12 protein-coding genes are annotated in these 16,645 nt (G+C 35.9%); all 12 read right to left on the reverse strand.

The features are described from left to right. Window positions 1–113: 113 nt before the first annotated feature. Complete coding sequence (locus IGI43_RS03040) at window positions 114–1,898, reverse strand: ABC transporter ATP-binding protein (RefSeq protein WP_438756362.1); 1,785 nt, start codon at window positions 1,896–1,898, stop codon at window positions 114–116. Between the two features lie 16 nt (window positions 1,899–1,914). Then, window positions 1,915–3,639: an ABC transporter ATP-binding protein gene (locus IGI43_RS03045; protein ID WP_438756363.1), complete on the reverse strand. Its 1,725-nt coding sequence runs from the start codon at window positions 3,637–3,639 to the stop codon at window positions 1,915–1,917. 119 nt (window positions 3,640–3,758) lie between these two features. Next, window positions 3,759–5,078 carry an alpha-L-fucosidase gene (locus tag IGI43_RS03050; RefSeq protein WP_438756364.1) on the reverse strand — a complete coding sequence of 440 codons (1,320 nt, stop codon included), beginning with the start codon at window positions 5,076–5,078 and terminating at the stop codon, window positions 3,759–3,761. Between the two features lie 8 nt (window positions 5,079–5,086). Beyond that, window positions 5,087–6,463, reverse strand: coding sequence for a glycoside hydrolase family 1 protein (locus IGI43_RS03055; RefSeq protein WP_438756365.1), 1,377 nt, complete (start codon window positions 6,461–6,463; stop codon window positions 5,087–5,089). Between the two features lie 33 nt (window positions 6,464–6,496). After that, the gene (locus IGI43_RS03060) at window positions 6,497–7,513 is read right to left on the reverse strand and encodes a family 20 glycosylhydrolase (RefSeq protein WP_438756366.1); all 1,017 of its coding nucleotides are present in this window, start codon (window positions 7,511–7,513) and stop codon (window positions 6,497–6,499) included. Window positions 7,514–7,630: 117 nt separating this feature from the next. Continuing rightward, a complete protein-coding gene (locus IGI43_RS03065; RefSeq protein WP_438756367.1) occupies window positions 7,631–9,283 on the reverse strand; it encodes an extracellular solute-binding protein in 1,653 nt (550 codons plus the stop codon). 27 nt (window positions 9,284–9,310) lie between these two features. Beyond that, the gene (locus tag IGI43_RS03070; protein WP_438756368.1) at window positions 9,311–10,228 is read right to left on the reverse strand and encodes a carbohydrate ABC transporter permease; all 918 of its coding nucleotides are present in this window, start codon (window positions 10,226–10,228) and stop codon (window positions 9,311–9,313) included. Between the two features lie 38 nt (window positions 10,229–10,266). Continuing rightward, window positions 10,267–11,157 carry an ABC transporter permease gene (locus IGI43_RS03075; protein ID WP_438758804.1) on the reverse strand — a complete coding sequence of 297 codons (891 nt, stop codon included), beginning with the start codon at window positions 11,155–11,157 and terminating at the stop codon, window positions 10,267–10,269. Between the two features lie 479 nt (window positions 11,158–11,636). Next, window positions 11,637–12,119 (reverse strand): hypothetical protein, encoded by a 483-nt coding sequence (locus IGI43_RS03080; protein ID WP_438756369.1) that lies wholly within the window; start codon window positions 12,117–12,119, stop codon window positions 11,637–11,639. Then, window positions 12,116–14,290 carry a helix-turn-helix domain-containing protein gene (locus tag IGI43_RS03085; protein WP_438756370.1) on the reverse strand — a complete coding sequence of 725 codons (2,175 nt, stop codon included), beginning with the start codon at window positions 14,288–14,290 and terminating at the stop codon, window positions 12,116–12,118. The genes IGI43_RS03080 and IGI43_RS03085 overlap by 4 nt, the downstream gene beginning before the upstream one ends. Before the next feature lie 69 nt (window positions 14,291–14,359). Continuing rightward, a complete protein-coding gene (locus tag IGI43_RS03090; RefSeq protein ID WP_438756371.1) occupies window positions 14,360–14,977 on the reverse strand; it encodes a YesL family protein in 618 nt (205 codons plus the stop codon). Between the two features lie 728 nt (window positions 14,978–15,705). Continuing rightward, window positions 15,706–16,638: an alpha/beta fold hydrolase gene (locus IGI43_RS03095; protein WP_438756372.1), complete on the reverse strand. Its 933-nt coding sequence runs from the start codon at window positions 16,636–16,638 to the stop codon at window positions 15,706–15,708. Between the last annotated feature and the right edge of the window lie 7 nt (window positions 16,639–16,645).

Below are 16,645 nucleotides of genomic sequence, written 5' to 3' on the forward strand. Positions count from 1 at the left end.
AAACAATAAATCGGAATAAAAGCCAATTTACTGTTCGTTTTTTTGTTACTAAATCACTTTATTTTCCTTTTTTAACTTAAGCCGATAGTATAAATTGAATGATTTTTTATTAATCAGGCATTTTGGATTAAATCAACCTGCGCTTGATAAAGATAATAGTATTTTCCCTTAAGTTTCATTAATTCTTCATGGGTTCCTTTTTCAACGATTTTTCCATCACTAACATAAAAAATTTGGTCGCTGTTTTTAATGGTTGACAAGCGATGGGCGATGACAAAAGATGTCCGACCTTTTAGTAATTCTTGTAGACCTTCTTGCAACAGTTCTTCCGTTTTCGTATCAATGCTGGAGGTTGCTTCATCTAATATCAAGATTTGAGGATTAGCTAATAATGTTCTAGCAAAGCTAATCAATTGCCTTTGGCCAACTGATAAGGTGCTTCCTCTCTCTTCTACTTCTGTCTGATACCCCTCGTTTAGCTCTTGAATGAAATTGTGAGCACGAACGATTTTCGCTGCTTCTTGTACCTCTTCATCCGTAGCATCTAAGCGGCCATAACGAATATTTTCCATAATTGTCCCTGAAAAGATAAAGGTATCTTGAAGCATAACGCCCATTTGAGAGCGCAGCGAAGCTAACGTCACAGTCCGAATATCAATACCATCTATTGTTATTTGACCTTCACTTACATCATAAAACCGACTTAATAAATTAATGATCGTTGTTTTTCCTGCACCCGTTTCTCCGATAAGAGCGATACTTTGCCCTTTTTCAATCTTAAAACTGACATCATTCAAAATTTTTCTTTCCTTTTCCTCATACCTAAATGATACATGCTCAAACACAACATTTCCCTGAATAGGCGGCATAACTTGAGCATTCGGTAGATCTTGAATCTCAGGCACGATATCCATTGTTTCAAAAATACGCTCCATATAAGCGGTCCCAGTCACCAGCGAATTATAAAAATTGCCAATATTAATGACCGGATTCCAAAAATTATTCACCAGCGCTAGAAAAGCAATCAATGTTCCTGTACTGACTTGTACACCTATTTTGCGAATACTTACATAATAGATTAACGCAATTGTCAACATAGAAATATTTTGGACAAGGGGCCATAATTTAAACATAATTTTTACAGCCTTGATCCATGATTGTTTTGTTTCTTTGCTGATTTTTGTAAAAGTCTGCAGATTTTTTTCTTCTCTGGCAAATGATTGTGTCACTTTTATTCCGGAAATACTTTCGTGTATATAGGCATTCATATTCGATTGTTTATTACTTAGCTCTTGGTATGCGAGACGCTGTTTTTTTGTTATCAAAAAAGAAAAGAAAATAAGGACAGGAAACAATAGTAAACTATACAATGTCAAACGAATATCCATAATAAACATAAAACCCAAGGTAATGAATAAACTAAAAACATCCGACACTACGTTCAATACACCATTAGATAATAAATCACTTAATGTATTGATATAATTTACTACTCGAATCAAGATTTTTCCGTGAGGCCGATTGTCAAAATATGAAAATGGTAACCTTTGCAAATGAGTGAAAATAGCATATCTCATGTCTTTTAGTACATCCTGACCAACTTCAGTCATCGACTGGATTTTATAACGCATACACCAACCAGCAACAAACAACGATAGGAAAAAAATGCCACTTAATTCCAATAATAACAGGGTATTTTTTTGAGGAATAACAGTGTCGATCATGATTTTAGTAAACCATGGACCAAGTAAGCCTAATAAATTTGTCAGTATGATTACGAATAAAATCTTCAACATTTTTCCGTTATATGGTACAAGAAATTCGTTCATTCGTTTGTAGTGCATCCAAGTAAACGCCTGTGTAAGCTCTTCATCTTCTTCAAATGTATTACGGGCCAAAAAAGTCGTCTCCTTTCTAGCTAACTCCGAGTTGTTTTATATAATTTTCTTGATATTTACCGGCTTTTAGAATCAATTCTTCATGTGTTCCCTGTTCAACGATCCGTCCTTTTTCAAGAACCAGTATTAAATCCGCATTTCTAACAGACGAGATACGATGGGCAATGATAAACATTGTTTTTTTCCCCACAAAGTCTTTTAACTGCTGCTGAATTTTAGCTTCCGTTTCCAAATCTACTGCAGACGTTGTGTCATCTAAAATCAAGATAGGTGCTTCTTTTGCCAACGCACGAGCTAACGATATTCGCTGTTTTTGTCCTCCAGAGAGTCCTACTCCTCGCTCCCCAACCACTGTATCATACCCTTTTGGCATTCTCTGGATAAATTGATGCGCACCTGCAATATCCGCTACAAATTGAATATCCTGTGGATTTGCTGAGTTGCTTCCAAACCCGATATTTTCTTCTATTGTATTAGAAAAAAGAAAGACATCCTGCATTACCATTGATACACTTTCTCTAATACGATAAAGCGAATAATCCTTCACATTTTTTCCATCAATCAGCACATTCCCTGATGTTGGATCATAAAAACGGGCAATCAAATTCACCAACGTACTTTTCCCAGAACCTGTTTCACCTAAAATCCCTATCGTTTGCCCAGCTTTTACCTTGAAGGATATATCGGTAAGAATCTCTTTATCAGGACTATCAGAAAAATGGAAAGACACATTTTCAAATTCAATGTCTCCGATGATTTCTTCGATTCTATCATTCGTTACGGCAATCTTTGAAGTACTATTCAATAACTCTCTAATTTTGATACTGGATGCATTAAATCGTTGAATATCATTCACCAACCAACCGCTCATACGCATCGGTTGATTCAACATCCATAAAAATCCATTGAAAACAACCAAATCACCAATCGTCATTTTCCCTTGAATCACGAATAAACCACCTAACAATAGACTGATGCCCGTCAAACTATTCGCCAGACCTTCCAGCCAACTTAAATATTTTTTTGATACTTGGGCAGCGGCCATATTTTTTTGCTTGTAATCTTCATTGTGTGAATTGAATTTGTCAATTTCATAGGCTTCCTTTGAAAAGGCTTTGACGACTCGATTCCCACTTATGTTTTCTTCGACCATAGAATTCATTTGGGAGAAACTTTCACGTATCTCAAAAAATACTCCGTGTGCCTCCTTAGACATTTTCTGAGTCAGAATAAAAATTGCTGGAGTAATTGCGAGCAAAGCCAATGTTATTTGCCAGCTGATCGAGGTCATCACAATAACTGCTGCGCAAAACCAAAGGATACATTCCATAGAATTATATGTCACCCAAGACAAAAAATGACGAATCGCATCAGTATCTCCTGTCATCCTTGCCATGATATCTCCTACTCTTGTATGGTTAAAAAAGTCAAAATCTAACTCCTGAAGTTTTTTGTATAAGTCCTCTCTTAAATCAAATAAAACGTTTTGCCCCATTTGCTCAAATAAAAGTTGGTACGTATAACCTGTCACTGTGCGAAACAAGGTTACAGCAATCATTACTGCCAGAAAAGGAACGAGTAGCTGTGTTTGATTTTTCCCTATAACAGTGTCGATGATTTTTCCCGAAACGATCGGCAAGACAACAATCGTTGCAGCATTTACTAAAACTAAAAAGCAAGAAAGAACTATTTTTGTTTTATATCGCTTTCCATACTGCCAAATCCAAGTATAGTTGTTCACGTTGTTCACCTCTGAGAAGTCTTTATTTTTCTCAAGCTATCAAGCTAAGATAATACGCTAAATACAAATAAACGGTAGAAGCAAAAGTTTTTACTCTTGAATTTCTTGATTTTTACCATCTACAAACATATCTCATTCTCATATATTTTTATGCCAATGACTTGTCCACTACTAAGTAGCGAAAGTCGATCATCTGTGATTTCCAATAGCACTCCTGTTTTTAGATCTTCAATTTTAGCAATAGAACAGACTGCTTTTAATGCAGATATATTTAGTATTGCGGGCTTTTCTTGACTTGCTAAACTAAATCCATAAATAACTTGTTCTTTTTTTGTAAAGTACCAATTGTCTATTGATAATTCTGGAATAGCTCGACTTTCATAGATTCCCTCTCCATAAGTGGTTAAAAAATCCCCCAGTTGAGCCATGATAGCTTCTGCTTCTTTTGGCAACGTACCATCTGGTTTTGGTCCGATTCCTAAAATGACATTACCACCCATACTGACTATTTTCAGGATACTTTCTAAAATAGTGGAGAACGGTTTATACACATCATTTGGTACGTACCCCCAATTATTGGCCAACGGTATATTACTTTCCCAAACTTTTTCAGGCGCAATTTCTGGTATTTTTCGCTCTGGCGTGACATAGTTTTCAAATTCACCGCCAATCGTTCGATCCACCACCAACATAGTTGGTTGATGCTGACGTAATTTTCCAATAATTTTTGGCATATTCAATTGCTCGTTTCTTGCATTGACCCACCCGGCATCCAACCATAAAATATCAACTGGACCATAATTAGAACAGATTTCCAGTAATTGATTTTCTACAAAATCCTCAAATTTTTGCCACATTTGTGGGTTTTCCAATGGATCATAGCTAGCGTAACGTCCACGGGCATGCTCACCTGGTACCCAGTAGTAAGGGCAATGCCAATCTGCTTTAGAATAGTAGGCACCTGTTGCAATCCCTGCTTTTTGAAAGCTTTTCATAATAGCCTGAAATACATCAGCTTTTTCATTTAAATGAAACGGACACCGGTCAGATGTCATTTTAAACGTACTTTCTTTCGTATCATACATAGAAAATCCATCATGATGCTTGGTTGTAAAAAGCATGTAGCGAAATCCGGCTTTTTTACATTTTTCCGCCCATTCATCTGGACAAAAGAGTGTAGGGTTAAATTGCTCATTCAGCGCCCAATACTCTTTTCTTAGCGTAGCTAAATCTTCTCTCCATGGTTTTTTTCTGGCCCACTCATCCTCTTCTGACAACTGCCAACTTTCAACAATACCAGCTTGACTATATAGACCCCAATGAAAAATCACGCCGATTTTTTGATCTTCAAACCATGAGAGTTTTTCTTTAATCGTTTCTGATAGCCCTTCATAAGGCTCTTGTTCCGTCTGTTTATTTTCTTCAATATCTTGTCTCATCGTCATCCTCAACACCCATTATTTTCTATTAATTGCTTGTACCAAGCCCCACTTTTTTTCAACGTCCGTTTGCAGTCATTCTCAATATCTACTCGGTAAAAACCATAGCGATTGCGATAGCCATTGAGCCAACTCCAACAATCAACGAACGTCCACATATGATAGCCAAAGCATTGACTTCCTGCTTCGATTCCTTTGTGTAACTGCTCTAAGTGTTCTTTGACAAAGTCAATACGATAGTCATCTTTTATTTGTCCTTTTGCATCCGTAAAACGTTCTTCTTCCGCTACACCCATGCCATTTTCAGAAACATACCAAGGAATATTATGGTATTTTTCTTTCATCAGCATTGCCACATCATATAATGCTTCTGGATAAATTTCCCAGCCGCGATAGTCATTCATTCTGCGTTCTGGCCAAATATAGCCATTATAAAAATCACTACGATCTTTTGCTGGAAAACGGGGATCAACCGCTGCTTTAACGCGAAGGGGCTGGTAATAATTCATTCCAACAAAATCAACTGTATTCTCTGCGATCAATTCTCTATCATAACTTTCAACCATTGGCAGTAACTCATTTCTTTCAAATAAATCAATCAGTTTATCAGGAATAACCCCTAAAACTGCTGGATCTAAAAAACTATAAATATTAACATGATCTGCTCGTTCTTTTGCTTCTAGATCCTCAGGTGAATCACTTTTTGGATATGCTGGGGATATGTTTAAAATAATCCCAATTTTGCCATCTGGAATTCCCGCTTTTCGAAATTCTTTTACTGCATAAACATGGGCCATCAACGTATGGTAGCCTACCTGAACAGCCAATTTAAAATCATGTTTACAGGGATAATGGAAATTCGACAGATAGCCGCACTCGATATGGACAATTGGTTCATTGAACGTTGTCCATTTTTTTACTAAATCCCCAAATTGCTCAAAGGCTGTTTTGGCATAGAAGGCAAAATGATCCACCGATTCTCTGACTTCCCACCCACCTTTTTCCATCAACCACCAAGGCATATCAAAATGAAACAAGTTAATAATTGGTTCTACGCCGTTTTCAATCATTGCCGTAAAATACTTCCGGTAAAAAGTGACAGCCTCTTGATTAAGCGTTTTTCCATCTGGCAGTAGACGCGTCCACGCAATAGATGTGCGATAGGAATTCATTCCTATGTCTTTCATCAACAAAATATCTTCTTTATAACGGTGATAAACATCACTCGTTATGCTTGGGCCTTGTTCTGCATTAAATCGCTCTGGCTCTAATTCAAACCATTTGTCCCAAGTAGAGGCACTTTTTCCTCCCTCAAAAGCTCCCCCTTCTGTCTGAGGTGCGCTAGCTGCTGCGCCCCATAAAAAATTTTCAGGAAATGTCTTCACTACTCATCCTTCTTTCTAGTCTGTTTTCTCAACCTATCGTTTTAATTTCTCTTGTAGGACTTGCATAACTGGCTGTAATTTTGCTAATAGTTCATCACAGCTTAATTCTTGTGGCCGATCCGCCCAGACGGATAGATACGTACCGATCATTTGTTCTTTTAAAGCAGGGTTTACGATTTGGTCAGAAGCAAACAAGTTGGTTTCCCATTTGGCGACTTTCTCAGCTGTCGGATAGGTGTACCCAGCTGCCTCACCTAAAACAAAATAAAAATAGTTATCATTGAAATTCAAAACGTTATAGCCTTTTTCCAGCCATGTTTCAATCGACGCCATTTGTTTGTCCCAACGGGTCCAATAAGAAACCTCAACTTCAGTCGTTAAATCAACCAATGACGTTCGATCCAAGCGGTAAAAGCCATCGTTCCAAATCCGCGAGATTTTTCCTTTTTGCTTCATAAATGCCACCAAACGATTCACATAATCCACATAAACTTCTAAACCGCTTGCCTCTTCACCAAAGCGTTGTTTGGCGTTTTCCAATAATTGAGGATAATCTTCCACTCGACTAAAATCAATGAATTCATCCGCCCCAATATGAAAATAACGACTTTCTGAAAACAGTGCCGCATATTCATCATAGAGATCAAAGAGAAAGTTTATAGCCTGTTCATTCGTAATGTCCAATGCCCAAATATCTGGTTTCAGCTCTTGTTGTTCTGTCCGTTTCTTTAGGGCAAACTCTGGATAATGTTTCAGCACTTGATTCAAATGTCCCGGTGTATCTAAATCAGGGATTACGCTGATCTGCTTTTTTTTCGCAAGCTCGATTATTTCTCGTACCTCATCTTGCGTCAGATGTTTTTGCGAAACAATTTCTGGATATTTTCGGCTTTCAATTCTAAAGCCCATATCTTCGGAAAAATGCAATTGCAGCGTGTTGAATCCATACATGTCCATCAATTGAATAAGCGTAGCTATTTTTTCTTTCGGCCAGAACTTACGACCAATATCCAATAAGATACCTCGTTCATTTTGTTTATATTCGATCATTTTTCCACTTCTTTCTAAAAAAATCCACGAGTTTAAGGCTGGAACTCAATCGTTCACCTGAAAGTCTCGTGGATTTTTTTTAAGATCAATTCTGTTATCGATATTAATACGCGTTACTTACTGTTTACTCCAACGATCATACGCTTTTTGATGCACGTCAACATATTTTTTCACCCCAATTGAATCTAGTGTATCCAAATAGGTTTTCCAACTGGCATCTGTTAATTTTTCCTGACCCGTAATAAATTTTGCTTCCATTTGTTGCACATAAGAAAGTAAATCTGCTTGTAATGAAGAACCTAGTTCATCTTGCTCTTCTTTAGAAACATACAGTGTCGGCCAACCAATTTTTTCGTATGGCGCAATTTTCTCAGCTGTTTCTTTATTGACAAACTGCTGGAATGCGTCTGCTTCAACAGAATCATTTTTATCGCTTAAAATAATGACTGGCTCAGAAGATACTTTCGGTGTGACTGTTCCATAATCCGGCGTTATCTTAGAACGTTCTTCTTCAGCATTATCAGCTGTGATTCCTTCGTTACGTACACGAACCTCTTCACCTTTATTGTTTTTTGCCCAATGCCAATAGCCACCTTTTTCTTCATCTGGACCTGCATTAAAGTATCGACTTCCTTCATTACTGTAGAAATAATCTACCCAACGAATTGCTGCTTCAGGATGAGCAGTTTTTTTAGTAATAGCAAATGCACCTGTCGCAACACCATCTGTTGCTGAAACCACTGTTTCTGGTGATTCTGGTGAGCTTAATGGATAAAACATTGGATCATTGATTGCTTCTTCTTGTGTACGATTTGTTGTAAAGAAGCTGAACCAGTCTGTAAAGGCACCTAAACGGTCGTTGTTTCCTTTTGATTTCTTCTGATCATCTGATTGAGAGAATACTTCTTGATCCAATAATTTTTCAGAATACAATTTATTCATATACGCTAAGTAGGCACGATAATTCTCTGTGGCAGCGCCATAGCTGACCTTACCGTCCATCACTTGCTGTTCTTGTTGCAGCACGCCAAATGACCACATCATCCAAGGACGCAATGAATCAATTTTTGCTGAAGATAATGGAATTTCATCTTTCTTTCCATTACCGTTTGGATCTTCATCACGGAAACGAATGAGTAAATCATAAAATTCATCTGTTGTTTTAGGTAATTCTTTTACACCTAATTTGTCTAACCATTTTCCGTTATACCAAATTGGTCCGCTTGGAAAGACGGTTTGTTTCGCAAATTTTTCATCTTCCAGATTATATTTTCCAGATAACATAGGCAACGAGTAAATATGACCATCTGGCGTGGTAAGTGAATTTCTTAATTCTGGAAATTCATCTAAAATTTTCTTGATATTTGGTGCATATCCTTCATCGATATAGTTATCCAGTGGTAATAAGGTATTGTCGCCATACTGAATTTCCTGAACCTTGGATAAGCGAGAAGCAAATAGCACTTCCTGAATATCTCCAGAAGCAAATGCCAAGTTCAATTTTGTGGCTAAATCAGAATCTGGCGGCGTTGTATATTTCCAGAAAACGTTGGTCTTGTCTGAGTAATCATTCATCATCGCCATTTTTTCATAGGAAGTCGACCCGACATTCGGAGCAAACATACTTAGTTCTACTTTTTCTTCTACAATTGGAAATCCTTCCTTAGCAACTTTCACTTGAGCTCCTTTGGCCTCTTCACCTTTGTTGCCACAGGCTGCAATCGTCACTACAGATAAAATCAATCCACACACTAAAGCTACTTTTTTCATTAGACACATTCCCTCTTTTCTTATTTTTTAACCCTTCAATGAGCCAACCATAACACCCTTAACAAAATAGCGCTGTAAAAATGGATAGACAATAATAACCGGTAATGTTGAAACAATCATCACACCATATTTAATGATCGCTACTAATTGCTGTTTACGATAGAGAGCTTCCAGCGTACTCTGCTGTGCTTCTCCACTCGCCGCCTGATTGGACGACAAATCTTGTAAAATCAGCAGCTCTCTTAAGATCATTTGCAATGGATACTTACTTCGATCTGACAAATAAATCAATGCATCATAAAAACCATTCCAACGAGCTACCCCAACAAATAAAGCCATTACAGCAATAATTGGTGCAGACAGTGGTAATACGATCTGGAAAAAGATTCGGAAATCATTACAGCCGTCAACAATCGCCGCTTCCTCTAATTCGCGCGGGATATTCGATTGAAAAAATGAACGTGTCACAACGATATTATAAACCGAAGCCGCTGACGGAATAATCAACGCCCACATTGTATTGATCATTCCCAATGATTTTACCAATAAATAGGTAGGAATCATCCCTCCTGAAACAAACATTGTAATCATAATAAATTTAACAAAGAAATTTTTACCAAATAACTCCGGCCGACTCAATGCATAGGCACATGGCAACGTCACAATCAGATTAACTGCTACGCTAAGTAGCGTATAGATAATTGTATTTTTATACCCCATCCAAATATCCTGATTATTAAAAATCTTTTGGTAGCCTTCCAGAGTAAATCCTTTCGGCAACAGCCACATCTCTCCAGCATTTACCGCCGCAGGATCACTGATAGATACGCTTATGATGTAGATGAGTGGATACAAAACAATCAATGTCGCAATAATAACAAATGTATAGTTAAAAATAACAAAAATTCGATCTCCCATCCCCATTTTAATCGTTTTTGTATTCATTTATGCCCTCTCCTTTCTCACTTCATGAAAATGATCACTTACCACAATGAATGCTCAGTCAATCGTTTCGTGATACTATTGACCGTAACTAAAATCGTGGCATTGATCACTGAATTAAACACCCCGACGGCTGTCGCAAAACTGTATTGTCCGTTTAATAAACCTGCTCGATAAACGAACGTTGAAATCACGTCACTTGATGTCATATTCAAAGGATTTTGCATCAAAATAATTTTCTCAAATCCAACACTCAATAGATTTCCCATACTCATGATCAATAAAATGATAATTGTTGGTAGGATCGTTGGCAGATTGATATGCCACGCACGTTGGATGCGTGAAGCACCATCAATCGTTGCTGCCTCATGCAACTGTGTGTCCACTCCAGCTAATGCCGCCATATAAATAACTGAACTCCACCCTGTCGTTTGCCAAACATTACTTAATACATACATCGTTTTAAACCACTTGGGATCTTCCATAAAATGAACTCCTTTAATCCCAAAAAACTCCAGAAAATGAGTCAATATCCCTGTTGAAGGTGATAAAAAAGCAAACATCATCCCGACAATCACCACGACAGAAATAAAATTTGGTGCGTATGTTACTGTTTGGGCAAACTTTTTACCAAAACCATCTTTCATCTCATTTAACGATAAAGCTAGGAGAATCGGTAAAGGGAATCCCACAATTAAACTATAAATACTAATTCCCAACGTATTTTTAATTAAATCCCAAAAGAAATACGATTGAAAAAACTGTTCAAAATACTTCCAGCCAACCCAAGGACTTCCTAAAATCCCCAGCGACGGTTGAAAATCTTTCCAGGCAATAATAATACCGTACATAGGTCCGTAACAAAAAATAAGAAAAAATAAAAATGCTGGTAGTAAAAAAACATATAACTGCCAACTATTTTTTATATGCATCCATGATATTTTTTTCTTATTATTCTTCCCACCAGAACGTTTAACAGCCTCCATAAAACCTCCCCCTTATAAAATAATTTTCAACAAACATGACTGGAATAGAGCGAAATAACTTTTCACAAACCACTTAAATTAGTAGTCAAAGCTTTCAAACTTAAAAATTGATTTACAACAATTTTATAGCGCTTACAATTTGTTTTATTTTGAATTTCCCTCTAAAAAATAAAACAGTCCTAATTTGAAATGCTAGCTTTTTTACCAATCAATATTTATCTGTGACCACAGTGTAAAACATTTTTTGATTCTCGAAAATATGTAACTTTTTTCCTTTCTACTATCGAAAGAAGCTGTAATGATAGCGTTTTCCATTAGTTTAAAAATGAGTATGTACTTTTCTCTATCTCTCTTCAAAAAAAATTCTAGTCACAATCCAAGAAATATTCTCGTTCATCTGGATTGCACTAGAACAATTTTCTATTTTAATGAATAAAATCTGTTTTGATCATTACCGTTTGTTCAATCAACCATTGGCCATCTTGATAAACAAATGTTTGATTTGCAGTGGCCACATGATCTCGATATTGTTTCTTATCAGATCCTTTATTTATTGTTTTAATTTTCGTTTCTACCAGCATATGGTCTTCCTTCAATTTAAGCATTTCAAAGGATTGCAGTGTATTTTCTACATCAAATTCTTCAAAAAAAACGTTCATTTCCTTTGCTGTATCTTCTCTCGCTTGTGGTATCAACGTCTGAACATATCCCGTAACATCTTTTTCGTTGGCAAAACGCAAGTTTTCCTCCAGCACCTGTTGAGCTTCTTTGGCTTCGTCACTAGTTTGAACAGGTACTTGATCTTCACTTTTTGCTTTTACAATGTCGTCCGACTGATTGCTAAAGATAATGATCATCGACAATAGTGCTATAAACGACGTTAAAAATAAGACATATTTTCTTTTCAATTGGATACCTCCCAACGATTATTTTTTTTTTCAAAAATCTTTCTAAATTGACCTGGTGGAACCCCTACTTCTTCTCTAAATTTTCGAGTAAAATTCGCAATATCATGATAACCGACATCTACAATAATATCCTTAACAGGTTTTGAGGTTTCCAGCAACTCTTGTTTTACCCGCTCAATCCTTAAAGCTTGCACATACTTACTAAAGGATACATTTGCTTCATTTTTTACCATAATACTCATTTTTGATAAGGACACGCCAAACTTGATGGCCATCTCTTCTAAAGAAAAACTTGGTCGGGTAAAGTTATCATGAATCATTTGAACAATTTCCTGATCTATTTCTTTCTCATGCGCTTTTAACTCTTCAGCGAAGGTACGGCTTAATTCTAAAGCTAAATACTTCATTTCTACTTCAATTTTTGATAAATCAATCGCTGCATTTCGATAAGAAAACGAATTGAGGATCGTTGGTTCCTCCCGCATCAACAATAATTGCTGCAGTACATAATGATAATAGGATTGTCTCAAAAAAATAGAAATAGGCATCCCCTGCTCATTGGCGACAATATCTCGAATAATTTGCTCAATGGCATGAGAATTGCCAACTTTAATTGCTTGCTTCAGGGTCATGATCATTTGTTCAGGATAGGCAAACACTGCTGTTTTCAAATCACTCGTCTTTTGTGCCTGATTGCTTCTTTCTTTTTGAGCCATAACAGATATATAAGAAAAATGAAGCTTATCAATCGTAGAGACTGTCTCACTAAACGTTAGCATCAGTTCGCTATTCAGCTCTTTCGTTAAATAATGCGAAAATTCATTTTTCATCTTAGCTAGCGTTTCATTCGAAATAGCTTGGTCTTCCAGTTGGAAAATAAATAAAAACTGATTCAAATAGGTCATCTCAATACATTCGACCTGATAGTTTTTTTTCACAAGAGGAAATAAATTGATCAACAATGACTTCATTTGAATATCCGTTTCTGCTTCTTTAGAAAAATCTGCGCAAACAAGCCCCAATAAATAAGATTCATCAAAAGTAAATTGTTTCCCAATCATCTTAACTTCTCTTTCAATAGAATATAAATCTGTAAAATCACCTTTTAAAATATGTTTCCAAAATGTTTCATCTCGTATATGCTGGATTTCTTTTTTTGTCGAGTCAACCATCATTGACTGCTGAAAGAGAAAATCTCCCACCTCATCAAAATGAACATCATGAATATCTGCGTTACTATATTCTGCAACGTATTGATACAATCTATTCAAACGATACACAGGCTCATACTGACGATAGCCATAGTATACAATGATACCAAAACCTATCAGTAATAAAATAAGTAAACTTCCAAAAACAATCAGAAGTACCTTTTCGATTTCATGACTCAGCACAGATTCAGATACCAATGAATAAATGGTTAAATCGACACCTGATAAGACTTTCGACTGAATAAAATAATTATCCATATCTCCTTTTTTCACACCTGGACTAGCCAATGTCGAAGAGACTTCTTCTTGATTTAAATACAATAAATAATTTTGATACTCTTTTTGAAAAGGGGTAACAATGCGATCCATTAATTTAGCTGTTGGAATCGCATAAACGATTTTACCGATTTTTGCTCCATTGAAAATAAACGGCACAAAATAGTAGAGCGTTTTCGGCTCTTCCTTCGCAAAAGAAATTAGTTTTGGCGCTTCTGATACTAGCTGTTGCTTGAATAATTGTTCATCGATTTGCTCTTCTTTATGACGCTGGCTAATCAGTGTGTCTATGTCCAAAGTCCCCACATTTGTATACATTTTCTCATTATCATTATAAGAAACATAAATATCCTCTACAATGTCCGAAAAAAAGACATACCTTTGCAACTCACGCTCGAAAGCCATCGCTTCAATCGGATTCATCGTAACCCGTTTCCCAACACTCGAATTGATCGACATATCCAGCGTGATATTATTCAACTTTTTAAAATGCTCTTCCAAACCTAAAAAAATCTGCGTTAATCCTTCACTATTTGTTGCTTCAATTTTCTCCTTTGTCTTTGAAACGATTAACCACGTTAAAATGACTGATAATATTAGGAAAGGTATTGAAAAAACAATAATATAAGAAATCAGAAATCGCCAATTTAATTTTTTATAAAACAATTGCATCCATGCTCTCATATCCATCCCCCTAATTACTGCTTTCATTTTCTGCATCAGTTACACAACAGCTCAATGTATAACTAGATTTCAGTTTGAAACCGCTTGCTTTTCTAAACGCAGCATTGATTGATAACTAAACCAAACAGTCGGTAAAAGAAATAAAGGTACTGGAACAAGGGTAAACACAGGGAACATGGTTGAAATAAAGCCAACAACGATCAAGCCAAGAAAAATCGCAATCGAGCTAGGAATACTACATAACATTAGAAAAAATGCTTGTTTAAAATAAGACGTCAATGGCATTTCATAACGAACGTAGCACGGTAAAACATAAATCAGCGTTGTGATGACAACCATCGTAAACAAGAATAAGACCACATGAAAAAAGCGATTCTGTATAAAAATAAGGCTGATACGCCAATCAATATATAAAATCAATGAAATAAAGAATGAAATGAAACCTAATACATTTGCCGCTTTAAAATGTTTTTGTCCTGCCTTTAAAAAGTCTTGCCACTTGATAGATGAAACATCGTCCAACTCTTTAAATCCCCTAAATAAAAGATTAATGACTGTAGCAGTACTGGGAAAAATCCCTGTAATGATTCCAAATCGGAAAACACTAACAAACCAAAATAACTGCAATTTAACAATGAATAAAACAATTTCACCTAACCGAATACTTCCTTTTGTCAAATTTCCCATAAAATTCCCCCATTTTTTTAGTTGTACTGGATTTCTTAAGAAAAAGGAATAGCTCTTTTCGTTATTTAGTAGAAAATCTCCAATGCAGCTTAAGTAACCGCTATCAATTTTATTTTCCCAAAGATTTTCAGTATTAGAAAATAACAAAAAAACAAATAATACATAGTATATTTTGAATAATAACATATAACTTAACTGATTGAAACTATGTATATTATTCAATAATGTGTATTTTTTTATGTTGATTGTCTTGTACTTTTGTTTTTTAATGATACGCTTAATGAGGCAATAAAGATGACCTTTTTAGTGAATAATTGATTCGCCGCTTATTTCTTTTTGCACAGAAAAAATTTTTTTCATCAGAAAGAGTTATACCCAATGATCTGATTTTTTTAGAATAACAGAAAAAGGATTGAGACACACAGAAAATCACATCCTTTAAATTCCTAAATGATCGTTTTATCAACATTAATGACTTTAATATTTCTATTCGCTTTTCTCTTTTCGCCTTGATTTTCACTGTCGTTTTTTTATACTTAGTGTATAGAATGCACATAAAAAAGCTGAGTAAGTCCTGATTCAGAACATCACTCAACTTTATGACAATTTAATCCTTGATCCCTTTTTGTTTGGCTGGAATCGAACGGAAATGATCTTGAAATCAGCACCTTACAACCTGACTGGCATCCTGTTGCAAGTAAAGGTCTTACATATTTGTACAATGAACATTACTTCTCTAAAAAATGTGTAATTGTTTCTACTATTTTTTTAGATTGAGTGTGGTGTAGGTAGTGTCCACCCTCTAAAATCTTTATCTCAGACTTATGACTATCTTTTATCATGACTTCATGAATCAAAACCCATTGATCATCCGGCTCAATACTTTCAGAGGCTAAAAAGTATAAAACTGGTAGCTGAACCGGATAGGTTATATTAGCTACTTTATCAAAGTTTGCTTGCATTACTTCTCCTTCATTCAATGTCGCTTTATTCCCAATATTCTTTAAGGAAATATATTTAAACTGGTCTAAGTCTTCTTTCGATAACTTAGGGGCATTTAAAATGGTCGGGTCGACGTCAGCGATTAGACGATAGATACCTGATTGACTCAATAACTTAATTGCTCCACCTTGATTATCATCCGCTCCACCTTGGTCAGGCAAGCTACTATCAATCCCAATAAAGCTTTTCACTTCATTCGGATACTCATTAATATAAGCAAGTGAATAGATTCCAGAAATCGAATGTCCTACTAAATGATACGAGCGAATATTCAACTGCTCCAACGCTTGATGAATCTCACTCGTTAAATTCTCAATTGATCGTACCTTATCTGTATCATCACTTAACCCATAACCGAAGGGTTCCACCACGACGACCCTATATTCTTTTGATAACTCATTCACTAGTGGTTGAAAATCAAGGACAGGAGAACTTGTTAGATAACCAGGTAACAATACCATTGTCTCTTCACCTTTCCCCGTTACTTGAACACGCAGAGATTTGTTATCTACTTTCACTTCTTGACCATAAGGAATAATTTTTTTAGCTTCTTTTTTTAGTTGGAATTTATTGTTTGCATAAATTCCGATAAAAACCATAAGCACAACTACTAACAAACTTCCCACTAAAATACCTAAAATTTTAACTACTTTTTTCATATCCATT

This window comes from Enterococcus sp. AZ126 (genome assembly GCF_051714545.1).
GTDB lineage: Bacteria > Bacillota > Bacilli > Lactobacillales > Enterococcaceae > Enterococcus_L.